At 56.5% G+C, this 22396-nt stretch carries 18 protein-coding genes; 14 read left to right on the top strand and 4 right to left on the bottom strand.

Going from position 1 to position 22396, the window contains the following annotated elements; genetic code table 11:
• Positions 1 to 84 precede the first annotated feature (84 nt).
• The 10 genes from ndk to ACOTZD_RS03900 all read left to right on the top strand — a co-directional run bounded on the left by ndk (position 85) and on the right by ACOTZD_RS03900 (position 11160).
• Positions 85 to 516: a nucleoside-diphosphate kinase gene (ndk, locus tag ACOTZD_RS03945; protein ID WP_003860625.1), complete on the top strand. Its 432-nt coding sequence runs from the start codon at positions 85 to 87 to the stop codon at positions 514 to 516.
• A gap of 147 nt (positions 517 to 663) precedes the next feature.
• Positions 664 to 1830 (top strand): bifunctional tRNA (adenosine(37)-C2)-methyltransferase TrmG/ribosomal RNA large subunit methyltransferase RlmN, encoded by a 1167-nt coding sequence (locus ACOTZD_RS03940; protein WP_003860623.1) that lies wholly within the window; start codon positions 664 to 666, stop codon positions 1828 to 1830.
• 291 nt (positions 1831 to 2121) lie between these two features.
• The gene (gene rodZ, locus ACOTZD_RS03935) at positions 2122 to 3129 is read left to right on the top strand and encodes a cytoskeleton protein RodZ (protein ID WP_045330488.1); all 1008 of its coding nucleotides are present in this window, start codon (positions 2122 to 2124) and stop codon (positions 3127 to 3129) included.
• A gap of 26 nt (positions 3130 to 3155) precedes the next feature.
• Complete coding sequence (ispG, locus tag ACOTZD_RS03930) at positions 3156 to 4274, top strand: flavodoxin-dependent (E)-4-hydroxy-3-methylbut-2-enyl-diphosphate synthase (RefSeq protein WP_003860619.1); 1119 nt, start codon at positions 3156 to 3158, stop codon at positions 4272 to 4274.
• Between the two features lie 81 nt (positions 4275 to 4355).
• Positions 4356 to 5630 (top strand): histidine--tRNA ligase, encoded by a 1275-nt coding sequence (gene hisS / locus ACOTZD_RS03925; protein WP_022649001.1) that lies wholly within the window; start codon positions 4356 to 4358, stop codon positions 5628 to 5630.
• 13 nt (positions 5631 to 5643) lie between these two features.
• Positions 5644 to 6264 carry a YfgM family protein gene (locus ACOTZD_RS03920; RefSeq protein ID WP_003860614.1) on the top strand — a complete coding sequence of 207 codons (621 nt, stop codon included), beginning with the start codon at positions 5644 to 5646 and terminating at the stop codon, positions 6262 to 6264.
• A 10-nt stretch (positions 6265 to 6274) separates the two neighbouring features.
• Positions 6275 to 7453, top strand: coding sequence for an outer membrane protein assembly factor BamB (gene bamB / locus ACOTZD_RS03915; protein ID WP_421636251.1), 1179 nt, complete (start codon positions 6275 to 6277; stop codon positions 7451 to 7453).
• Between the two features lie 112 nt (positions 7454 to 7565).
• Positions 7566 to 9038 carry a ribosome biogenesis GTPase Der gene (gene der / locus ACOTZD_RS03910; RefSeq protein WP_003860611.1) on the top strand — a complete coding sequence of 491 codons (1473 nt, stop codon included), beginning with the start codon at positions 7566 to 7568 and terminating at the stop codon, positions 9036 to 9038.
• 300 nt (positions 9039 to 9338) lie between these two features.
• Positions 9339 to 10880, top strand: coding sequence for a peptide MFS transporter (locus tag ACOTZD_RS03905; protein ID WP_003860609.1), 1542 nt, complete (start codon positions 9339 to 9341; stop codon positions 10878 to 10880).
• A 58-nt stretch (positions 10881 to 10938) separates the two neighbouring features.
• Positions 10939 to 11160 carry a zinc ribbon domain-containing protein gene (locus ACOTZD_RS03900; RefSeq protein ID WP_003860607.1) on the top strand — a complete coding sequence of 74 codons (222 nt, stop codon included), beginning with the start codon at positions 10939 to 10941 and terminating at the stop codon, positions 11158 to 11160.
• Here the strand turns inward: ACOTZD_RS03900 and ACOTZD_RS03895 are convergent.
• Genes ACOTZD_RS03895 through xseA form a run of 3 tightly spaced genes read right to left on the bottom strand, consistent with a single transcriptional unit; the run spans position 11157 to position 13958 of the window.
• The gene (locus ACOTZD_RS03895) at positions 11157 to 11507 is read right to left on the bottom strand and encodes a protealysin inhibitor emfourin (RefSeq protein WP_003860606.1); all 351 of its coding nucleotides are present in this window, start codon (positions 11505 to 11507) and stop codon (positions 11157 to 11159) included. The two genes, ACOTZD_RS03900 and ACOTZD_RS03895, sit on opposite strands and share 4 nt — an antisense overlap.
• Positions 11507 to 12526, bottom strand: coding sequence for a M4 family metallopeptidase (locus ACOTZD_RS03890; RefSeq protein ID WP_023325046.1), 1020 nt, complete (start codon positions 12524 to 12526; stop codon positions 11507 to 11509). Before ACOTZD_RS03890 ends, ACOTZD_RS03895 begins: the two co-directional genes overlap by 1 nt.
• A gap of 58 nt (positions 12527 to 12584) precedes the next feature.
• Positions 12585 to 13958: an exodeoxyribonuclease VII large subunit gene (gene xseA / locus ACOTZD_RS03885; RefSeq protein WP_045336889.1), complete on the bottom strand. Its 1374-nt coding sequence runs from the start codon at positions 13956 to 13958 to the stop codon at positions 12585 to 12587.
• Between the two features lie 159 nt (positions 13959 to 14117).
• Here xseA and guaB point away from each other — a divergent pair, with 159 nt between their 5' ends.
• Positions 14118 to 15584, top strand: coding sequence for an IMP dehydrogenase (guaB, locus tag ACOTZD_RS03880; RefSeq protein ID WP_003860601.1), 1467 nt, complete (start codon positions 14118 to 14120; stop codon positions 15582 to 15584).
• A gap of 67 nt (positions 15585 to 15651) precedes the next feature.
• Positions 15652 to 17229 (top strand): glutamine-hydrolyzing GMP synthase, encoded by a 1578-nt coding sequence (guaA, locus tag ACOTZD_RS03875; RefSeq protein ID WP_003860599.1) that lies wholly within the window; start codon positions 15652 to 15654, stop codon positions 17227 to 17229.
• Between the two features lie 102 nt (positions 17230 to 17331).
• Here guaA and ACOTZD_RS03870 read toward each other — a convergent pair whose 3' ends face one another.
• Positions 17332 to 17685 carry a helix-turn-helix domain-containing protein gene (locus ACOTZD_RS03870; protein WP_022651570.1) on the bottom strand — a complete coding sequence of 118 codons (354 nt, stop codon included), beginning with the start codon at positions 17683 to 17685 and terminating at the stop codon, positions 17332 to 17334.
• A 338-nt stretch (positions 17686 to 18023) separates the two neighbouring features.
• Here ACOTZD_RS03870 and ACOTZD_RS03865 point away from each other — a divergent pair, with 338 nt between their 5' ends.
• Positions 18024 to 19199 carry an efflux RND transporter periplasmic adaptor subunit gene (locus ACOTZD_RS03865; RefSeq protein ID WP_048208248.1) on the top strand — a complete coding sequence of 392 codons (1176 nt, stop codon included), beginning with the start codon at positions 18024 to 18026 and terminating at the stop codon, positions 19197 to 19199.
• 23 nt (positions 19200 to 19222) lie between these two features.
• Complete coding sequence (gene oqxB, locus ACOTZD_RS03860; protein ID WP_045349794.1) at positions 19223 to 22375, top strand: multidrug efflux RND transporter permease subunit OqxB; 3153 nt, start codon at positions 19223 to 19225, stop codon at positions 22373 to 22375.
• Positions 22376 to 22396 lie beyond the last annotated feature (21 nt).

The following is a 22396-nucleotide window of genomic DNA, read 5'->3' as shown; positions in this document are numbered from 1 at the left end:
GCAATGGCGCTATTGCTCTTTATAATCCGCGCCACACCATACTCAGGTATGCAAAAACAACAGAACATTTTACAGAGGTTATCAATGGCTATTGAACGTACTTTTTCCATCATCAAACCAAACGCGGTGGCAAAAAACGTTATTGGCAGCATCTTCGCTCGCTTTGAATCAGCAGGGTTTAAGATCGTTGGCACCAAAATGCTGCACCTGACCGTTGAACAGGCTCGCGGTTTCTACGCTGAGCACGAAGGTCGCCCATTCTTTGACGGTCTGGTCGAGTTCATGACTTCTGGCCCAATCGTGGTATCCGTACTGGAAGGCGAAAACGCGGTACAGCGTCACCGCGATCTGCTGGGTGCAACCAACCCGGACAACGCGCTGGCAGGTACTCTGCGCGCCGACTACGCAGACAGCTTCACCGAGAACGGCACCCACGGTTCCGACTCTGTTGAATCTGCTGCGCGCGAAATCGCGTTCTTCTTCGCTGAAGGCGAAGTGTGCCCGCGCACTCGCTAATAATTTCGTAAATGCCGCGTGCAAACGTGGCATCCCTGCGCCAGACTTTGTACAATGCAACGCCCCGGACGAGCAGACTGCTTACCGGGGCGTTTCTTTTCAACCCACCAAGGGCCACAACGTGTAACAACGAGGCCGGAAAAAATTATGTCTGAATTAGTGAATACCTCCGAAGTCGCCATTCCTGCGGTTCCCAATAAAAATGGAAAAATTAACCTGCTGGACCTGAACCGTCAGCAGATGCGCGAGTTCTTTAAAGAGATGGGCGAGAAGCCGTTTCGTGCCGATCAGGTCATGAAATGGATGTACCACTATTGCAGCGACAACTTTGATGACATGACGGACATCAACAAAGTGCTGCGCAATAAGCTTAAAGAAGTGGCTGAAATCCGCGCACCGGAAGTGGTGGAAGAGCAGCGCTCTTCAGATGGCACCATCAAGTGGGCCATTGCCGTTGGCGATCAGCGCGTTGAAACCGTGTATATCCCGGAAGACGATCGCGCCACGCTGTGCGTCTCTTCTCAGGTGGGCTGTGCGCTGGAGTGCAAATTCTGCTCTACGGCGCAGCAGGGCTTTAACCGTAACCTGCGCGTGTCGGAAATCATCGGCCAGGTCTGGCGTGCCGCGAAAATCGTGGGCGCGGCGAAAGTCACCGGTACACGTCCAATCACCAACGTGGTGATGATGGGGATGGGTGAACCGCTGCTCAACCTGACCAACGTCGTTCCGGCGATGGAAATTATGCTCGACGATTTCGGTTTTGGTCTGTCCAAGCGCCGCGTTACGCTCTCTACTTCCGGCGTGGTGCCTGCGCTGGACAAACTGGGTGACATGATTGACGTTGCGCTGGCCATCTCTCTTCACGCGCCAAACGACGCCATCCGTGACGAAATTGTGCCGATCAACAAAAAGTACAATATCGAAACCTTCCTGGCTGGCGTGCGCCGTTACCTGGAGAAATCCAACGCTAACCAGGGCCGCGTGACCATTGAATACGTGATGCTGGATCATGTTAACGACGGTACCGAGCATGCACATGAGCTGGCTGAACTGCTTAAAGATACGCCATGCAAGATCAACCTGATCCCATGGAACCCGTTCCCGGGCGCGCCGTATGGCCGTAGCTCGAACAGCCGTATCGATCGCTTCTCAAAAGTGCTGATGGAGTATGGTTTCACCACCATCGTACGTAAAACGCGTGGCGACGATATCGACGCAGCCTGTGGCCAGCTGGCGGGTGACGTTATTGACCGTACCAAGCGTACGCTGCGTAAGCGTATGCAGGGTGAGTCAATCGCGGTTAAAACCGTTTGATTATTATGCAGACACGGCGCATTTTTTGCGCCGTGAAGCATTAATTTACTGAATATTCAGTCACAATCATCACGACTGATTAATAATTACGGTGCGTTTCATACGACTTTCGGGCAGTATGTAACGACGTAACAACAGTTTAGCGTGAAGGCCTGCCAGCGCTGTCATCTGCGGCCCGACAGTCTTATACTGTTTGTTCCAGGTTAACTGACCTAAAGTTTCGCGGTGCGGGTGGCATTGTGACTCACCGGCACCTGAACCCTTATTTTCACGTACCAGTAGTTGTAGCGAATGAATACTGAAGCCACTCACGATCAAAATGCAGCACTCTCCACTGGCGTTCGTCTTCGCAACGCCCGTGAACAACTCGGACTTAGCCAGCAAGCCGTTGCAGAACGCCTGTGCCTGAAGGTTTCCACCGTTCGCGATATTGAAGAAGATAAGGCACCCGCCGATCTGGCTTCAACGTTTCTGCGCGGTTATATCCGTTCTTACGCCAAACTGGTTCATATCCCTGAAGACGAATTACTGCCGATGATGGAGAAGCAGGCGCCTGTGCGTGCGGCAAAAGTTGCGCCGATGCAAAGCTTCTCTCTGGGTAAACGTCGTAAAAAACGCGATGGCTGGCTGATGAGCTTTACCTGGCTGGTCCTGTTTGTGGTTGTCGGCCTGACGGGCGCATGGTGGTGGCAAAACCACAAAGCGCAGCAGGAAGAGATCACCACCATGGCCGATCAGTCCTCCGCTGAGCTTAATCAGTCTGGTAATAACGGCGCGCAAAGCGTGCCGTTGAGCACCGAAGGGGCGACCTCCAGCGAACCTCAGTCGGCAGCAAGCAACACGCCTGCAACCGAGCCAGCGGCGACGCCAGAAGCGACGACGAATACTGCGCCAGCCACCCAGACCCAGGATCAGAACGCGGTCGTATCACCTTCTCAGGCCAATGTTGATACCGCCCCTGCGGCAACGGCACCGGCAGAGAACACCGCGGCGTCACTGCCAACTGACCCGGCTGGCACGGCGGCACCTGCCGTTGACCCGAATGCGCTGGTGATGAATTTTACGGCTGATTGCTGGCTGGAAGTGACTGACGCGACAGGTAAAAAGCTGTTCAGCGGCCTGCAACGTAAAGATGGCACGTTAAATCTAACGGGCCAGGCACCTTACAAGCTTAAAATCGGCGCACCGGCAGCGGTACAGATCCAGTATCAAGGAAAACCTGTCGATCTGAGCCGCTTTATCAGAACTAACCAGGTTGCGCGTCTTACCGTTAATGCCGAACAATCAGCAGCACAGTAACAGACGGGCAATGCGGGAGATTTTACATGCATAACCAGGCTCCTATTCAACGTAGAAAATCGAAACGGATTTACGTTGGGAACGTGCCAATCGGCGATGGGGCGCCTATCGCCGTCCAGTCAATGACCAATACGCGTACTACGGATGTAGAAGCGACGGTCAATCAAATCAAAGCATTAGAACGCGTCGGCGCGGACATCGTTCGCGTCTCTGTGCCTACCATGGACGCCGCCGAGGCGTTCAAACTGATCAAGCAGCAGGTGAGTGTTCCGCTGGTTGCCGATATTCACTTCGATTACCGTATCGCGCTGAAAGTCGCTGAATACGGTGTCGATTGTCTGCGTATTAACCCAGGCAACATCGGCAACGAAGAGCGCATTCGCATGGTGGTTGACTGCGCCCGCGACAAAAACATTCCAATCCGTATCGGCGTGAACGCTGGCTCTCTGGAAAAAGATCTCCAGGAAAAGTACGGTGAGCCGACGCCGCAGGCGCTGCTCGAATCCGCAATGCGTCACGTCGATCATCTGGATCGCCTTAACTTCGATCAGTTTAAAGTGAGCGTGAAAGCGTCTGACGTCTTCCTGGCCGTTGAATCGTATCGTCTGCTGGCAAAACAGATCGATCAGCCGCTGCATCTTGGCATCACCGAGGCGGGCGGTCTGCGCAGCGGTTCGGTAAAATCTGCGATTGGTCTCGGCCTGCTGCTCTCTGAAGGCATCGGCGACACGTTACGTGTCTCCCTGGCCGCCGATCCGGTGGAAGAGATCAAAGTCGGATTCGACATCCTGAAATCACTGCGTATCCGCGCGCGTGGGATCAACTTCATCGCCTGCCCAACCTGTTCACGTCAGGAGTTTGACGTGATCGGCACCGTGAATGCTCTGGAGCAGCGCCTGGAAGACATCATCACCCCGATGGACGTTTCCATCATCGGCTGCGTGGTGAACGGTCCGGGTGAAGCGCTGGTGTCCACGCTGGGCGTGACCGGCGGTAACAAGAAAAGTGGTCTCTATGAGGATGGCGTTCGTAAAGATCGTCTGGATAATAGTGACATGATCGACCAGCTCGAAGCCCGCATTCGTGCAAAAGCGACGATGATGGACGAAGCGCAGCGCATCAGCGTTCAGCAGGTTGAAAAATAACGTGATGGGAAGCAGGCTGCTTCCCATGTATGATTGAACCCATTCTTTGGGTTCTTTTTTGTATATAGAAAGAGAATAAACGTGGCAAAAAACATTCAAGCCATCCGCGGCATGAACGATTATCTGCCTGGCGAAACCGCCATCTGGCAGCGCATTGAAGGCACACTGAAGCAGGTGCTCGGCAGCTACGGTTACAGCGAAATTCGTTTGCCGATTGTAGAGCAGACCCCGTTATTCAAACGCGCGATCGGCGAAGTAACCGACGTGGTTGAAAAAGAGATGTATACCTTTGAGGACCGCAACGGCGACAGCCTGACCCTGCGTCCTGAGGGGACGGCGGGTTGCGTACGCGCCGGCATCGAACATGGTCTCCTGTACAATCAGGAGCAGCGCCTGTGGTATATCGGCCCGATGTTCCGCCACGAACGTCCGCAAAAAGGCCGCTACCGTCAGTTCAACCAGCTTGGCGTGGAAGTGTTTGGTCTGCAAGGACCAGATATCGATGCCGAACTGATTATGCTGACTGCCCGCTGGTGGCGTGCGCTCGGTATTTCTGAGCACGTATCCCTGGAGCTGAACTCTATCGGTTCTCTGGAAGCGCGTGCGAACTATCGCGATGCGCTGGTGGCGTTCCTGGAACAGCACAAAGAGAAGCTCGACGAAGACTGTAAGCGTCGTATGTACAGCAACCCGCTGCGCGTACTCGATTCCAAAAATCCTGACGTACAGGCGCTGCTGAACGATGCGCCAGCGCTGGGTGACTACCTGGATGAGGATTCTCGCGAACACTTTGCCGGCCTGTGCAAGCTGCTTGAAGCGGCGGGCATTGCTTATACCGTTAACCAGCGTCTGGTGCGCGGTCTGGACTACTACAACCGCACCGTATTTGAGTGGGTCACCACCAGCCTCGGTTCGCAGGGCACCGTCTGTGCTGGCGGTCGTTATGACGGTCTGGTCGAGCAACTGGGTGGTCGCGCAGCACCGGCAGTAGGCTTCGCGATGGGCCTTGAGCGACTTGTTTTGCTGGTTCAGGCAGTTAATCCGGAATTTAAAGCCGATCCTGTTGTCGATATATACCTGGTGGCCTCAGGTGCGGATACGCAGTCTGCGGCGATGCAGCTTGCCGAACGCGTGCGCGATGCGCTGCCGGACGTTAAGCTGATGACCAACCACGGCGGCGGCAACTTTAAAAAACAGTTTGCTCGTGCCGATAAGTGGGGCGCAAGTATCGCACTGGTGCTGGGTGAGTCCGAAGTGGCCAACGGCGAAGTGGTAGTTAAAGACCTGCGCTCTGGTGAGCAAACTACGGTAACGCAGGATGGCGTTGCGGCGCACTTGCGCACTCTATTGGGCTAAGGAGAAGGACTGCGTGGAAATTTACGAGAACGAACACGACCAGGTTGATGCGGTTAAACGCTTCTTTGCTGAAAACGGCAAGGCACTGGTTGTAGGGGTTATTTTAGGTGTTGGTGCGCTGGTAGGCTGGCGTTACTGGAACAATCATCAGGCTGACTCTGCTCGCGGTTCGTCCCTGAACTACGAAAATACCGTTAGCGCAATCCGTGCCGATCAGCCGCAAACGCTGACGGCTGCGGAGAAATTTGCCGCTGACAACAAAAACACCTACGGCGCGCTGGCTGCGCTGGAAGTGGCTCAGCAGTATGTTGATAAAAACGAACTGGACAAAGCCGCTGCGCAACTGTCTCAGGGGCTTGCTGCTGCCAGTGACGATAATCTGAAAGCGGTGATCAATCTGCGTCTGGCGCGTATCCAGGTTCAGCAGAAAAAAGCCGACGACGCGCTCAAAACGCTTGATACCATCAAAGGCGAAGGCTTTGCCGCTATTGTTGCCGATCTTCGCGGTGAAGCACTGCTGAGTAAGGGTGATAAAGCGGGCGCGCGTAAAGCGTGGCAAGCTGGCGTGGATAGTAAAGCTTCACCTGCGCTGAGCGAAATGATGCAGATGAAAATAAATAATTTGTCCGTCTGAGAGGGACCCAATGCAATTGCGTAAATTACTTCTGCCAGGACTGCTTTCTGTTACGTTATTGAGTGGTTGTTCACTGTTCAGTGGCGAAGAAGACGTTGTTAAAATGTCCCCGCTGCCGACGGTTGAAAACCAGTTCACCCCATCTACCGCCTGGGACACTTCCGTAGGCGATGGTATTGGCGATTTTTATTCCAACCTGCACCCGGCATTTGCTGACGGCGTTGTCTATGCGGCCGATCGCAAAGGCACCGTTAAAGCGCTGAACGCTGATGACGGAAAAGAAGTGTGGTCCATTAACCTGGCGGAAAAAGACGGCTGGTTCTCCTGTAAACCTGCACTGCTTTCTGGCGGCCTGACCGTTACTGGCGGTCACGTGTATGTGGGCAGCGAAAAAGCGCAGGTTTACGCGCTGAATGCCAGCGACGGTTCGGTTGCATGGCAGACCACCGTTGCCGGTGAATCCTTGTCGCGTCCAGTTGTTAGCGACGGCCTGGTGCTGATCCATACCAGCAACGGCCAGTTGCAGGCGCTGAACGAAGCCGATGGTCTGGTAAAATGGACGGTTAACCTGGATATACCAGCGCTGTCTCTGCGTGGTGAATCTGCTCCGGCGACCGCATTTGGTGCCGCCATTGTGGGCGGTGACAACGGCCGAGTCAGCGCGGTACTGATGCAGCAGGGCCAGATGATCTGGCAGCAGCGTATTTCCCAGGCGACCGGTTCAACTGAAATCGACCGTCTGAGTGACGTGGACACCACGCCAGTTATCGTCGACGGTGTGGTTTACGCGCTGGCGTATAACGGCAACCTGACGGCGCTGGACCTGCGTAGCGGCCAGATCATGTGGAAACGTGAGCTGGGTTCCGTGAACGATTTCATCGTCGACGGCAACCGTATTTATATGGTGGATCAGAACGACCGCCTGCTGGCGCTGAGCACCGAAGGTGGCGTAACGCTGTGGACGCAAAGCGATCTGCTGCACCGTCTGCTGACCGCACCGGCACTGTATAACGGCAGCCTGGTGGTGGGCGACAGCGAAGGCTATATGCACTGGATCGATCCAGAGAATGGCCGCTTCGTGGCACAGCAGAAAGTGGATAGCTCAGGCTTCCTGACGGAGCCCGTTGTGGCTGACGGCAAACTGCTGATTCAGGCAAAAGACGGCACGCTGTACGCGATCACGCGTTAATTACCCGGCGGTTGTAGTATACTAAACGGCTCCTGTTCACTCAGGAGCCGTTTTGACATTTTTAAAAACGCTGCGAAAGCGACGTTATTTTGAATTTTATGAGGCTTCAAACATGGTACCTGTGGTCGCGCTTGTCGGGCGCCCTAACGTTGGAAAATCCACTCTTTTTAACCGTTTAACACGCACCCGTGATGCGCTGGTTGCGGATTTCCCGGGGCTGACGCGTGACCGTAAGTACGGTCGTGCAGAGGTGGAAGGACGCGAGTTCATCTGTATCGATACCGGGGGTATTGACGGTACGGAAGACGGCGTAGAAACCCGCATGGCAGAGCAATCTCTGCTGGCTATCGAAGAAGCGGATGTCGTTCTGTTTATGGTGGATGCTCGCGCTGGCCTGATGCCCGCGGATTCTGCTATCGCTAAACATCTGCGTTCACGCGAAAAGCCAACCTTCCTGGTGGCGAACAAAACTGACGGCATCGATGCCGATCAGGCCATTGCGGATTTCTGGTCTTTAGGCCTGGGCGATATTTATCCTATCGCGGCCTCGCATGGCCGTGGCGTCACCAGCCTGCTGGAAACCGTTCTGCTGCCGTGGGTTGATGAAGTAAACCCACCGGAAGAGGTGGATGAGGACGCTGAATACTGGGCGCAGTTTGAAGCCGGAGAAGAAGGAGAGGAAGAGCCGGAAGACGACTTCAACCCGCAGGATCTGCCTATCAAGCTGGCTATCGTGGGTCGCCCAAACGTGGGTAAGTCTACGCTTACTAACCGTATTCTCGGCGAAGAGCGCGTGGTGGTTTACGACATGCCAGGCACAACGCGTGACAGCATCTACATTCCAATGCAGCGCGATGAACGTGAGTACGTACTTATCGACACCGCAGGGGTGCGTAAGCGCGGGAAAATCACCGATGTGGTTGAAAAATTCTCGGTGATCAAGACCCTTCAGGCGATTGAAGACGCCAACGTGGTGCTGCTGGTTATTGACGCACGTGAAGGTATCTCCGATCAGGATCTCTCTCTGCTCGGCTTTATCCTCAATAGTGGGCGCTCACTGGTTATCGTCGTCAACAAGTGGGACGGCCTGAGCAATGAAGTGCGCGAGCAGGTGAAAGAGACGCTGGACTTCCGTCTGGGCTTTATCGACTTTGCCCGCGTTCACTTTATCTCTGCCCTGCACGGGAGTGGTGTCGGCAACCTGTTCGAATCCGTTCGTGAAGCTTATGACAGCTCTACCCGCCGTCAGAGCACGGCGATGCTGACCCGTATCATGAACATGGCTGCTGAAGACCACCAGCCGCCGCTGGTGCGCGGTCGTCGCGTGAAGCTGAAATATGCTCACGCCGGGGGATATAACCCGCCTATCGTGGTGATCCACGGTAACCAGGTGAAGGATCTGCCGGACTCCTACAAACGGTACCTGATGAACTACTTCCGCAAGTCGCTGGACGTGATGGGTACGCCTATCCGTATTCAGTTCAAGGAAGGGGAAAACCCGTTTGCGAATAAACGCAACACCCTGACGCCGAACCAGATGCGTAAGCGTAAGCGTTTGATTAAGCACATTAAGAAAAGCAAATAATCCTTACCGATCTCACTAAAACCCGCGCCTGTCGCGGGTTTTTTTTCGCTCATTCAAAAGGCCCGCCTTCCCTGTGTGATGTCAATCACTATTCGCTTTGAACCATGTTTATATCTAAGAAAGTAGACAATCGTCGAATTTTCGTCTTAAAGTCCAGGGTTCGGTACTAGACAAAACTAGCGCCTGGTTATCAAATGGTTAACCAACATTTCGCCGCATGTAAAAAATCGATCGGATACGTAACCGTTCGGCGTACATGCTGGTGTTTACAAGCACGACACATACCTTTTCGGGAGAATTATGCAATCCTCTGTTAATCAAAAAGAGAGCCGAACCTTCTTCGGCCATCCTTATCCGCTCGGTTCGCTGTTCTTCACCGAGATGTGGGAGCGTTTCTCGTTTTACGGTATTCGCCCGCTACTGATCCTGTTTATGGCCGCCACCGTGTATGACGGCGGAATGGGCCTGGCGCGTGAAAACGCCTCGGCGATTGTCGGTATTTTTGCCGGCACCATGTACCTCGCCGCGCTGCCGGGCGGCTGGCTGGCGGATAACTGGCTCGGCCAGCAGCGGGCCGTCTGGTACGGTTCGATTTTGATTGCGCTTGGGCACCTGTCGATTGCCCTGTCGGCCATCATGGGCGACAACCTGTTCTTCATCGGCCTGATGTTTATCGTGCTCGGCTCCGGCCTGTTCAAGACCTGTATCTCGGTCATGGTGGGGACACTGTACAAAAAGGGCGATGCGCGTCGTGACGGCGGTTTCTCGCTGTTCTATATGGGCATCAACATGGGCTCGTTCATTGCCCCTCTGATTTCCGGCTGGCTGATTAAAACCCACGGCTGGCACTGGGGCTTTGGTATCGGTGGTATTGGGATGCTGGTCGCCCTGATTATCTTCCGCGTGTTTGCCGTTCCGGCCATGAAGCGTTACGACAGCGAAGTCGGTCTGGACTCCACCTGGAACAGTCCGGTAGTGAAACGTAACGGCGTGGGCGCCTGGCTGCTGGCGCTGGCTGTGGGTGTTGCAATCATCGTTACGTTGATTGCCCAGGGCGTGATTGTGATTAATCCGGTCGCGGTCGCCAGCGTGCTGGTGTATGTGATTGCCGCCTCCGTCGCGCTCTACTTCATCTATCTGTTCATCTTCGCCGGGCTGAATCGCAAAGAGCGCGCAAGGCTGCTGGTGTGCTTTATTCTGCTGGTCTCCGCCGCGTTCTTCTGGTCCGCGTTCGAGCAGAAGCCAACCTCCTTCAACCTGTTCGCCAACGACTACACTAACCGCATGATCGGTGATTTTGAGATCCCGGCGGTGTGGTTCCAGTCGATTAATGCCCTGTTCATCATTCTGCTGGCCCCGGTATTTAGCTGGGCATGGCCGAAGCTGGCGAGCAAAAACATTCGTCCGAGCAGCATCACCAAGTTCGTGATCGGTATTCTGTGTGCAGCGGCGGGCTTTGGCCTGATGATGCTGGCGGCGCAGAACGTACTGAGCAACGGTGGGGCAGGGGTTTCTCCGTTCTGGCTGGTGGGCAGTATCCTGATGCTGACGCTCGGGGAACTGTGCCTGAGTCCGATTGGTCTGGCGACCATGACCCTGCTGGCGCCGGAAAGAATGCGCGGCCAGATGATGGGCCTGTGGTTCTGCGCCAGTGCGCTGGGTAACCTGGCTGCGGGGCTGATTGGCGGTCACGTGAAGGCCGACCAGCTGGATATGCTGCCAGACCTCTTTGCCCGTTGCTCCATCGCGCTGCTGATTTGTGCTGCGGTGCTGATCGTCCTCATTGTTCCGGTACGTCGCATGCTGGAAAATGCGCAAACTAAACCGGCTACCGAAGCCTGATACTATTCAGTCTGCCGGGGCAGTTGTCCTGTCCCGGCCCAACTCAACAGGAGAGAGCATGTCGATTACCTGTCCGGATTGCCACGCAGCGCTCGAGCCGCAAAACGGTATCGCGCACTGCGACAGCTGCAATAAAGATATTCCCCTCGAAGCGCGCTGCCCTGACTGCCATCAGCCGCTTCAGGTACTCAAGGCCTGCGGCGCGGTGGATTACTTCTGTCAGAACGGCCACGGGCTGATCTCAAAAAAACGCGTCGAGTTCGTCAGGGCTGGGGCTTAATCGCACACGCAGCCTTCTCCTTTTTGCCATAGCTCGATCAGCGATTCCGGCGCTTCCTGCTCCGGAACCAGCACAATAATATCGGTATACTGCGCCTGATTGTGCCGGGTCCAGATTATCTGAATGCGAAAATAGCGCTGATCGCCGCTGCCCGGAGACGACGCCTGGCCCGGTGGCTGTCCGCGCGGGATAGCCTGTTCCAGAATATTCACCACGCGCTGACGCTGCGCCTCGTTGAGCGTGGAGAGGGCGATCGTGCGCTGACCGCTCAGCTTAGGAATAAAGGCGACGCCGCCTTCCCGGGCCAGCTCAACCACGGCGTCATCCGTCAGTTCCGGTACCTGCATTACAGTACTCCCACCTGTTCCCAGGCTTGTTTAATGGCCGCCCCAACGTCGCTACCGGAGCGTTTCTCGCCGTGGGCGATCGTCAGTTTTGCGAAAGCGTCAAAATCCGCATCCTGCGCCAGGTTGCGATCGCAAACCGTGTCGTACCAGGCATAACCCGCTTTTTCCCAGGCGTAGCCACCGATTGCCGTTGCGGCCAGGTAAAACGCCCGGTTGGGGATGCCAGAGTTAAGGTGTACGCCGCCGTTATCCTCGCGCGTTTTGATAAAATCTTTCATGTGCGCGGGCTGCGGGTCTTTGCCAAGGAGGGGATCGTCGTAGGCGGTGCCGGGTTCAGACATTGAGCGCAGCCCTTTGCCGTTAATCCCCGCTGCCAGCAGCCCTTCGCCAATCAGCCAGTCTGCCTGGTCGGCGGTTTGCTTAAGATAGTATTGCTTCACCAGCGAACCAAACACGTCGGATAACGACTCGTTCAGCGCGCCAGATTGTTCAAAGTAAATGAGCCCGGCTTCGGTCTCCGTCACACCGTGGCTCAGCTCATGCGCCACCACGTCGATGGCAATAGTGAAGCGGTTGAAGATTTCCCCGTCGCCATCGCCAAAGACCATCTGCTGGCCGTTCCAGAAGGCGTTTTGATACTCACGGCCGTAATGCACGGTACCGGTCAGGATCAGCCCCTTATTATCGAGCGAATCCCGCTGATACTCCTTCCAGAAGAAATCATGGGTGATCCCCAGATAATCGTACGCTTCATCCACCGCCACATCGCCGTTGGAGGGCTGGCCTTCATAGCGCACCTGGCTACCCGGCAGCTCCTGGGTCTGTTTCGCATCGTAGATGTCACGCTCAAGCTGACCGGCTTTATTCACATGCGGCGCGGCGGGTTTGCCCGGCATATGCGCCATCAGGGTTTGCACATGGGTTAATGTCTGACGGGCGCAGCGCTGCTGGGGCTCTGAACCGCTTTCGATAATACGACGAAGAATATACGGAGGGATGACGCTATGAAGATGGGGCATGCTGCTCTCCTTATCAAAAAAGGCAATAGCAGCAGTATAGTTTGTAACCGGCGAAGATTTATCCGCTTTTACGCTGGCGCGTTTTTTTCACCGGTTTGATCTCTTTTACCTCACTCTCGACCCAGCCGTCAGAAAGCCGGGTGGTGAGCACATCCCCGGCTTTAACCTGTTTCGTTTGTTTCAGCACTTTGCCGTCCGTCGCGGTGGTCACACTATAGCCGCGAGCCAGCGTGGAGAGCGGGCTGACGGCTTCCAGATGGGTGACCGCATTGCCAAAACGCTCGCGGGTGGCGCTCAGGCGTGAGCGGATATTTTCCGCGAGGCGGAACTCAAGCTGCTGGATACGCGTTTGTGCGCGATAAACCTTCGGCTGTGGATTCTGCTGGTTCAGACGCTGCGTCATACGCTGCTGGCGAGATACCGCCCGCTTAAGCTGGTTATCCAGCGCGAAGTTCATCCGCTGACGCAGACGTTCCAGCACGGTTTGCTGACGCACCAGACGCAATTGCGGATGCTGCTGTTGCAGACGATGGTGAAGCTGGGTAAAGCGGCGGGTACGGTTGGCGAGGAAGTAGTCCATCGCCATCTCCAGGCGCTGCTGCCCGTTCTGGATCTGACGCAGCAGCTCCTGCTGGTTACGGCTGACTACCTCTGCCGCCGCGGACGGCGTGGGCGCGCGTAAATCCGCGACAAAATCGGCAATCGTCACATCCGTTTCGTGACCGACGGCGCTCACCACCGGGATAAGGCTGGCAAAGATTGCCCGCGCCACGCGCTCGTCGTTAAAGCTCCACAGGTCTTCCAGCGAGCCGCCGCCGCGCCCGACGATCAGGACATCACACTCCTGACGCGCATTCGCCAGCTCAATGGCGCGCACGATCTGCCCCGGCGCATCGTCACCCTGAACGGCAGTCGGGTAGATAATGACGGGCAGGGAAGGGTCACGGCGCTTAAGGACGTGCAAAATATCGTGCAGGGCCGCACCGGTTTTCGACGTGATAACCCCAACGCAGTGGGCTGGTGAGGGAAGGGGTTTTTTAAACTGCTGGTCGAACAATCCCTCAGCCGAAAGCATGGCTTTTAGCTGCTCGTACTTCTGTTGCAGCAAGCCTTCACCGGCGGGCTGCATGCTCTCGACGATAATCTGATAATCGCCGCGCGGCTCATACAGGGTAATGTTGGCGCGAACCAGAACCTGCTGGCCATGCTGAGGACGGAACGTCACGCGACGGTTGCTGTTGCGGAACATCGCGCAGCGCACCTGAGCGGTGTCGTCTTTCAGCGTAAAGTACCAGTGGCCGGAAGCAGGCTGCGTGAAGTTAGAGATTTCACCGCTGATCCAGACCTGTCCCATTTCCTGCTCAAGCAGCAAACGCACCGTCTGATTAAGGCGGCTGACAGTATAAATTGAGGGGGATTGAGAGGATAACATGTGAGCGGGATCAAATTCTAAATCAGCAAGTTATTCAGTCGATAGTAACCTGCTGAGAGGTGAGCGCAAGCATTTTTTTCAAAAAAGTGTGGATGCAATCGGTTACGCTCTGTATAATGCCACGGCAATATTTAACCACCCAGGTCAGAGATATTGCCCATGCTACGTATTGCTAAAGAAGCACTGACGTTTGACGACGTCCTCCTCGTTCCCGCTCACTCCACCGTTCTGCCGAATACTGCCGACCTCAGCACGCAGTTGACGAAAACCATTCGTCTGAACATTCCTATGCTCTCCGCAGCAATGGACACCGTGACTGAAGCGCGTCTGGCTATCGCCCTGGCACAGGAAGGCGGCATTGGCTTTATCCACAAAAACATGTCTATCGAGCGTCAGGCGGAAGAAGTTCGCCGCGTGAAGAAGCATGAATCCGGTATCGTGTCCGATCCTCAGACCGTTCTGCCAACCACCACGCTGCACGAAGTGAAAGCCCTGACCGAGCGTAACGGCTTTGCAGGCTACCCGGTAGTCACTGAAGACAACGAACTGGTCGGCATCATTACCGGTCGTGACGTGCGTTTCGTGACTGACCTGAACCAGCCTGTAAGCGTCTACATGACGCCAAAAGAGCGTCTGGTGACCGTGCGTGAAGGCGAAACCCGCGACGTGGTGCTGGCGAAAATGCACGAAAAACGCGTTGAGAAAGCGCTGGTTGTGGACGCGAACTTCCACCTGCGCGGCATGATCACCGTTAAAGATTTCCAGAAAGCAGAACGTAAACCGAACGCCTGTAAAGACGAGCATGGCCGTCTGCGCGTCGGCGCTGCGGTTGGCGCGGGCGCAGGTAACGAAGAGCGCGTTGACGCGCTGGTTGCCGCGGGCGTTGACGTGCTGCTGATTGACTCCTCCCACGGCCACTCCGAAGGCGTTCTGCAACGTATTCGTGAAACCCGTGCTAAATACCCGGATCTCCAGATTATCGGCGGTAACGTGGCAACAGGCGCAGGCGCTCGCGCGCTGGCGGAAGCGGGTTGCAGCGCGGTGAAAGTGGGTATCGGCCCTGGCTCTATCTGTACCACCCGTATCGTCACTGGCGTAGGCGTGCCGCAGATCACGGCGGTTTCTGACGCGGTTGAAGCGCTGGAAGGCACCGGTATTCCGGTTATCGCGGACGGCGGTATCCGCTTCTCTGGTGACATCGCCAAAGCGATCGCCGCAGGTGCCGCAGCCGTGATGGTGGGCTCCATGCTGGCCGGTACCGAAGAATCTCCGGGTGAAATCGAACTCTACCAGGGGCGTTCTTATAAATCCTACCGCGGTATGGGCTCCCTGGGCGCGATGTCCAAAGGTTCCTCCGACCGTTACTTCCAGACCGATAACGCTGCTGACAAACTGGTACCGGAAGGTATCGAAGGTCGCGTGGCGTATAAAGGCCGCCTGAAAGAGATCATTCACCAGCAGATGGGCGGCCTGCGCTCCTGTATGGGTCTGACCGGCTGTGGTACCATTGACCTGCTGCGTACCAAAGCGGAATTCGTACGCATCAGCGGTGCGGGTATCCAGGAGAGCCACGTTCACGACGTGACGATCACCAAAGAGTCCCCGAACTACCGTCTGGGCTCCTGATAAATTTCCGCGCCCGGCTCAATGCCGGGCGCTTTGTTTTGTTTCACTTGCCTCGGAATTAGCGTCAATGACGGAAAACATTCATAAACATCGCATTCTCATCCTGGACTTTGGTTCTCAGTACACTCAGCTGGTGGCGCGCCGCGTGCGTGAGCTGGGCGTTTACTGTGAGCTGTGGGCGTGGGATGTCACGGAAGCACAGATTCGCGAATTCAATCCAAGCGGCATCATCCTGTCCGGCGGCCCGGAAAGCACCACCGAAGAGAACAGCCCGCGCGCGCCGCAGTACGTGTTCGAAGCGGGCGTACCGGTGTTCGGCGTTTGCTACGGTATGCAGACCATGGCGATGCAGCTGGGCGGCCACGTAGAAGGCTCTAACGAGCGTGAGTTCGGCTACGCACAGGTTGAAGTTGTCACCGACAGCGCGCTGGTGCGCGGTATCGAAGACTCCCTGACCGCAGACGGCAAGCCGCTGCTGGACGTGTGGATGAGCCACGGCGACAAGGTTACCGCCATCCCGTCCGACTTCGTGACCGTTGCCAGCACCGAAAGCTGCCCGTTCGCCATCATGGCGAACGAAGAAAAACGTTTCTACGGCGTGCAGTTCCACCCGGAAGTGACCCATACCCGTCAGGGTATGCGCATGCTGGAGCGCTTCGTGCGTGACATCTGCCAGTGTGAAGCCCTGTGGACCCCGGCAAAAATCATCGACGACGCCGTGGAGCGTATCCGCCAGCAGGTTGGCGATGACAAAGTGATCCTCGGCCTCTCCGGTGGCGTGGACTCCTCTGTGACCGCGATGCTGCTGCACCGCGCCATCGGCAAAAACCTGACCTGTGTCTTCGTGGATAACGGCCTGCTGCGCCTGAACGAAGCGAAGCAGGTTATGGACATGTTTGGCGACCACTTCGGTCTGAACATCGTTCACGTGGAAGGCGAGCAGCGTTTCCTGGACGCGCTGAAAGGCGAGAACGATCCGGAAGCGAAACGTAAGATCATCGGTCGCGTGTTCGTGGAAGTGTTCGACGAAGAAGCGCTGAAGCTGGAAGACGTGAAATGGCTGGCGCAGGGCACTATCTACCCTGACGTGATCGAGTCTGCGGCCTCCGCAACCGGTAAAGCGCACGTTATCAAATCTCACCACAACGTGGGCGGCCTGCCGAAAGAGATGAAGATGGGTCTGGTGGAACCGCTGCGTGAGCTGTTCAAAGACGAAGTGCGTAAAATCGGTCTGGAGCTGGGGCTGCCGTACGACATGCTCTACCGTCACCCATTCCCGGGCCCGGGCCTCGGCGTACGCGTGCTGGGCGAAGTGAAGAAAGAGTACTGCGACCTGCTGCGTCGCGCGGACGCGATCTTCATCGAAGAGCTCCACAAAGCTGACCTGTACAACAAAGTGAGCCAGGCGTTCACCGTGTTCCTGCCGGTACGCTCCGTCGGCGTGATGGGCGATGGCCGTAAGTACGACTGGGTTGTTTCCCTGCGTGCGGTGGAAACCATCGACTTCATGACCGCGCACTGGGCGCACCTGCCGTATGACTTCTTAGGCCGCGTGTCTAACAGAATAATCAATGAAGTCAATGGCATATCGCGTGTCGTGTATGACATCAGCGGCAAGCCACCGGCGACGATCGAGTGGGAGTAAGCCCATAACCTTTCCTGCGAAGTTATAAGCAGGTAAGACTGATAAAACCCTCTGTTTACAGAGGGTTTTTCTTTTGTAGCTGATATCCGAACGGGACGTGAGCTACTGGCTCATCTGCCGGGATCCACGGCAGCCGATACTGCGTCGCCATGCCCCTGGCGCCTGACCATACTGACGCTTAAAGCTGCGATTGAAGGACTGCTGAGAGTCAAAGCCCAGCGCGATCGCCACGTTCAGAATCGGTTCATCGCTGTGGGCTAAGCGCTCAACCGATTTTTGCAGCTTTTGCGCGCGAATATATTCGGCGAGAGGGGAGCCGGTATGTTCTTTGAAAAGCCGCTGGAGGTGCCATTTCGAATAGCCGGCTCGCCTGGAGACGGTTTCAATGTCCAGACGGCTATCGAGGTTGTTGTCGATCCAGTCGAGTAAATCGTGAATGAATGCACCCGTGTTCATCTTGCTTCCCCCTACGCCACGCATTAAAAAGCATCTTTGTTTGTTGCACTTAAAGGTGACCCGTTTTTACATTAATTGCAAGTTTTATTGTTGCATTTAAATCCCTGTTCAAAACACGTGATTTACCTTTGCCGCAAATAGCACATAAAGTGCAACAATTATTCTTGCACTTAGTTAAGCGCCTTCCTACAATCGCCGCGAATAGTGTATTCGCAACTGTTACAGTTTTGTGGCGATGAACGACACAAATGGCCTTAAGCCAGCTACCGGACAAAGGAAGTGGCGCGGCGTCTCCCGCTGCGTCTTGCCCGGCGGCTACAATAACCGGAATAAAAATAATGAGCCTGCAAAAAACCTGGGGTAACTTTCATCTGAGCGCGATGGGGGTGGTTTTACTCTCCGTGCTTCTCGTCGGGTGCGATGACAGCGTCGCGCAAAATGCCGCGCCGCAAGCGCCCGTTGTCAGCGCTGCTGACGTGGTGGTGAAATCCATTAGCCAGTGGGACAGCTTTAACGGTCGCATTGAAGCGGTGGAAAGCGTTCAGCTGCGTCCGCGCGTGTCCGGCTACATTGAGAAAGTGAATTACACCGACGGCCAGGAAGTGAAGAAGGGCGAGGTGCTGTTCACCATCGATGACCGAACCTATCGCGCCGCGCTGGAACAGGCGCAGGCGAACCTGGCAAGAGCCAAAACGCAGGCCAGCCTCGCGCAAAGTGAAGCCAACCGTACCGATAAGTTGATCAATACCCATCTGGTCTCACGGGAAGAGTGGGAGCAGCGTCGCTCGGCTGCCGTTCAGGCGCAGGCCGACATTCGCGCCGCGCAGGCGGCGGTTGACGCAGCCCAGCTCAACCTGGACTTCACCAAAGTGACTGCGCCTATCGATGGTCGCGCCAGCCGGGCGCTGATCACCAGCGGGAACCTGGTGACTGCGGGCGATACCGCCAGCGTCCTCACCACCCTGGTCTCGCAGAAGACGGTGTACGTCTACTTTGACGTGGACGAGTCAACCTACCTTCACTATCAGAAACTGGCCCGCAGCGGGCAGGGGGCGTCCAGCAATCACACGGCGCTGCCGGTTGAGATTGGCCTGACGGGCGAGGAGGGCTATCCCCATCAGGGCAAAGTGGATTTCCTGGATAACCAGCTCACGCCGAGCACCGGGACCATCCGCATGCGCGCGCTGCTGGATAACTCACAGCGTCAGTTCACGCCGGGACTGTTTGCCCGCGTACGCCTGCCGGGCAGTGCGGAATTTAAAGCCACGCTTGTTGACGATAAGGCGGTGCTGACCGATCAGGATCGTAAATACGTCTATATCGTGGATAAAGACGGAAAAGCGCAGCGCCGCGACATCACGCCCGGGCGTCTGGCCGACGGTTTACGTATCGTACAGCAGGGGCTGAATCCCGGGGATAAAGTCATCGTCGATGGTTTACAAAAAGTGTTTATGCCGGGTATGCCGGTTAATGCAAAAACCGTTGCCATGACCGCCAGCGCCGCCCTCAACTGATCCCTTACCTGAGAATCCAATCCATGGACTTTTCCCGTTTTTTCATCGACAGGCCGATTTTTGCCGCCGTACTGTCGATTCTGATTTTTATCACAGGATTAATCGCCATCCCGCTGCTGCCGGTGAGCGAATACCCTGACGTCGTGCCGCCAAGCGTGCAGGTGCGCGCGGAGTACCCGGGCGCCAACCCGAAAGTGATTGCCGAGACCGTGGCAACACCGCTGGAAGAGGCGATCAACGGCGTTGAAAACATGATGTATATGAAATCCGTCGCGGGCTCGGACGGCGTGCTGGTGACCACCGTGACCTTCCGTCCGGGGACTGACCCGGATCAGGCGCAGGTTCAGGTGCAGAACCGCGTCGCGCAGGCCGAGGCGCGTCTGCCGGAAGACGTGCGGCGTTTGGGCATCACGACTCAGAAACAGTCGCCAACGCTGACGCTGGTGGTGCATCTGTTTTCGCCAAACGGTAAGTACGATTCGCTGTATATGCGCAACTACGCCACGCTGAAGGTGAAGGATGAGCTGGCGCGCCTGCCCGGCGTCGGCCAGATCCAGATTTTCGGCTCCGGTGAGTACGCGATGCGCGTCTGGCTGGACCCTAATAAAGTGGCGGCGCGCGGGCTGACCGCCTCGGACGTGGTCACGGCGATGCAGGAGCAGAACGTGCAGGTGTCTGCCGGGCAACTTGGCGCCGAGCCGCTGCCGAAAGAGAGCGACTTCCTGATCTCCATTAACGCCCAGGGCCGCCTGCATACCGAAGAAGAGTTTGGCAATATTGTCCTGAAAACAACGCAGGATGGTACGGTCGTCCGCCTGCGCGATGTGGCGCGGATTGAAATGGGTTCCGGGAGCTATGCCCTGCGTTCCCAGCTGAACAATAAAGATGCGGTCGGGATTGGTATCTTCCAGTCTCCTGGGGCGAACGCCATCGATCTGTCTAACGCGGTGCGCGCCAAAATGGACGAACTGTCGACGCGATTCCCGGCAGACATGAAGTGGGCGGCACCTTACGATCCGACGGTCTTCGTGCGTGATTCAATCCGTGCGGTGGTGCAAACGCTGCTGGAAGCCGTGGTGCTGGTGGTGCTGGTGGTCATTCTGTTCCTGCAAACCTGGCGCGCGTCGATCATTCCGTTGATCGCGGTGCCGGTGTCGGTGGTGGGTACTTTCAGCATTCTCTACCTGCTGGGCTTCTCGCTGAATACCCTCAGCCTGTTCGGCTTGGTGCTCGCCATCGGTATCGTGGTGGACGACGCCATCGTGGTGGTGGAAAACGTCGAGCGAAATATCGAAGAGGGGCTTGCGCCGCTTGCGGCCGCGCACCAGGCGATGCGTGAAGTGTCCGGGCCGATTATCGCGATTGCGCTGGTGCTGTGCGCGGTGTTTGTGCCGATGGCGTTTCTGTCGGGCGTTACCGGCCAGTTCTACAAGCAGTTTGCGGTGACGATCGCGATATCGACGGTGATTTCAGCGATTAACTCGCTGACGCTCTCTCCGGCGCTGGCGGCACTGCTGTTAAAGCCCCACGGCGCGCCGAAAGATTTCCCGACCCGGCTTATCGACCGTCTGTTCGGCTGGATTTTCCGTCCGTTTAACCGCTTTTTCCTCCGCAGTTCAAACGGCTATCAGGGGCTGGTGGGCAAAACGCTGGGACGGCGCGGTGCGGTATTCGTGGTTTACCTGCTGCTGCTCTGTGCCGCAGGCGTCATGTTTAAAGCGGTGCCCGGCGGGTTTATTCCCACGCAGGACAAGCTGTACCTGATTGGCGGCGTGAAAATGCCGGAAGGCTCCTCGCTGGCCCGCACCGATGCGGTGATTCGCAAAATGAGCGAAATCGGGATGAATACCGAAGGCGTGGATTATGCGGTCGCGTTTCCTGGCCTGAATGCGCTCCAGTTCACCAATACGCCGAACACCGGGACGGTCTTTTTTGGCCTGAAGCCGTTCGACCAGCGTAAACATTCCGCGGCGGAAATTAACGCGGAGATCAACGCGAAAATCGCGCAAATCCAGCAAGGCTTTGGCTTCTCGATTCTGCCGCCGCCGATTTTAGGGCTGGGTCAGGGGTCGGGCTATTCGCTGTACATACAGGATCGCGCTGGTCTGGGCTATGGCGCGCTGCAAAACGCGGTGAACACCATGTCCGGGGCGATTATGCAGACGCCGGGGATGCATTTCCCCATCTCAACCTACCAGGCTAACGTGCCGCAGTTGGACGTCCAGGTTGACCGCGATAAGGCGAAAGCGCAGGGCGTGTCGCTGACCGATCTCTTCGGGACGCTGCAAACCTATCTGGGCTCGTCGTACGTCAATGATTTCAACCAGTTCGGGCGTACCTGGCGCGTGATGGCGCAGGCCGACGGGCAGTTCCGCGACAGCGTGGAAGATATTGCGAATCTGCGTACCCGCAACAGCCAGGGCGAAATGGTGCCGATTGGCAGTATGGTGAACATCACGACCACCTACGGTCCGGACCCGGTGATCCGCTACAACGGCTACCCGGCGGCGGATCTGATTGGTGATGCCGACCCGCGCGTGCTCTCTTCCGCGCAGGCGATGACGCAGCTGGACGCTATGTCTAAGCAGATCCTGCCGAACGGGATGAATATTGAATGGACGGACCTGAGCTTCCAGCAGGCCACCCAGGGCAACACGGCGCTGATCGTCTTCCCGGTCGCAGTGCTGCTGGCGTTCCTGGTGCTGGCGGCGCTGTATGAAAGCTGGACGCTGCCGCTGGCGGTGATCCTCATCGTGCCGATGACGATGCTCTCCGCGCTGTTCGGCGTCTGGCTGACCGGGGGCGATAACAACGTCTTCGTGCAGGTAGGGCTGGTTGTGCTGATGGGGCTGGCCTGTAAAAACGCGATACTTATCGTGGAGTTTGCCCGCGAGCTGGAAATTCAGGGCAAAGGCATCATGGAGGCTGCGCTGGAGGCGTGCCGCCTGCGTTTACGCCCGATTGTAATGACTTCTATCGCCTTTATTGCCGGGACTATTCCACTGATCCTTGGTCACGGGGCAGGGGCAGAAGTGCGCGGCGTCACCGGGATCACCGTCTTCTCCGGGATGCTGGGCGTGACGCTGTTTGGTCTGTTCCTGACGCCGGTCTTTTACGTGACGCTGCGTAAGTTCGTGACGCGCGGCAAAGCGGAAAGAGAGGTGTTGCCTGCGTAGGACGTAGCAGATAGCAAAAAG

It is taken from the genome of Enterobacter cloacae complex sp. SHL022, from assembly GCF_049237785.1.
GTDB classification, from domain to species: domain Bacteria; phylum Pseudomonadota; class Gammaproteobacteria; order Enterobacterales; family Enterobacteriaceae; genus Enterobacter; species Enterobacter hormaechei_C.
The sequence above is the reverse complement of the archived record's forward strand: the minus strand, read 5'-3'. Positions and strand labels throughout refer to the sequence as shown.

Coding starts and splice junctions, on each gene's coding strand:
- rodZ (WP_045330488.1), top strand. CDS start 2,122: ATGAATACTGAAGCCACTCACGATCAAAATGCAGCACTCTCCACTGGC.
- ACOTZD_RS03865 (WP_048208248.1), top strand. CDS start 18,024: ATGAGCCTGCAAAAAACCTGGGGTAACTTTCATCTGAGCGCGATGGGG.
- ispG (WP_003860619.1), top strand. CDS start 3,156: ATGCATAACCAGGCTCCTATTCAACGTAGAAAATCGAAACGGATTTAC.
- oqxB (WP_045349794.1), top strand. CDS start 19,223: ATGGACTTTTCCCGTTTTTTCATCGACAGGCCGATTTTTGCCGCCGTA.
- ACOTZD_RS03905 (WP_003860609.1), top strand. CDS start 9,339: ATGCAATCCTCTGTTAATCAAAAAGAGAGCCGAACCTTCTTCGGCCAT.
- der (WP_003860611.1), top strand. CDS start 7,566: ATGGTACCTGTGGTCGCGCTTGTCGGGCGCCCTAACGTTGGAAAATCC.
- ACOTZD_RS03900 (WP_003860607.1), top strand. CDS start 10,939: ATGTCGATTACCTGTCCGGATTGCCACGCAGCGCTCGAGCCGCAAAAC.
- ACOTZD_RS03890 (WP_023325046.1), bottom strand. CDS start 12,526: ATGCCCCATCTTCATAGCGTCATCCCTCCGTATATTCTTCGTCGTATT.
- bamB (WP_421636251.1), top strand. CDS start 6,275: ATGCAATTGCGTAAATTACTTCTGCCAGGACTGCTTTCTGTTACGTTA.
- guaA (WP_003860599.1), top strand. CDS start 15,652: ATGACGGAAAACATTCATAAACATCGCATTCTCATCCTGGACTTTGGT.
- guaB (WP_003860601.1), top strand. CDS start 14,118: ATGCTACGTATTGCTAAAGAAGCACTGACGTTTGACGACGTCCTCCTC.
- ACOTZD_RS03870 (WP_022651570.1), bottom strand. CDS start 17,685: ATGAACACGGGTGCATTCATTCACGATTTACTCGACTGGATCGACAAC.
- ACOTZD_RS03895 (WP_003860606.1), bottom strand. CDS start 11,507: ATGCAGGTACCGGAACTGACGGATGACGCCGTGGTTGAGCTGGCCCGG.
- ACOTZD_RS03940 (WP_003860623.1), top strand. CDS start 664: ATGTCTGAATTAGTGAATACCTCCGAAGTCGCCATTCCTGCGGTTCCC.
- xseA (WP_045336889.1), bottom strand. CDS start 13,958: ATGTTATCCTCTCAATCCCCCTCAATTTATACTGTCAGCCGCCTTAAT.
- ndk (WP_003860625.1), top strand. CDS start 85: ATGGCTATTGAACGTACTTTTTCCATCATCAAACCAAACGCGGTGGCA.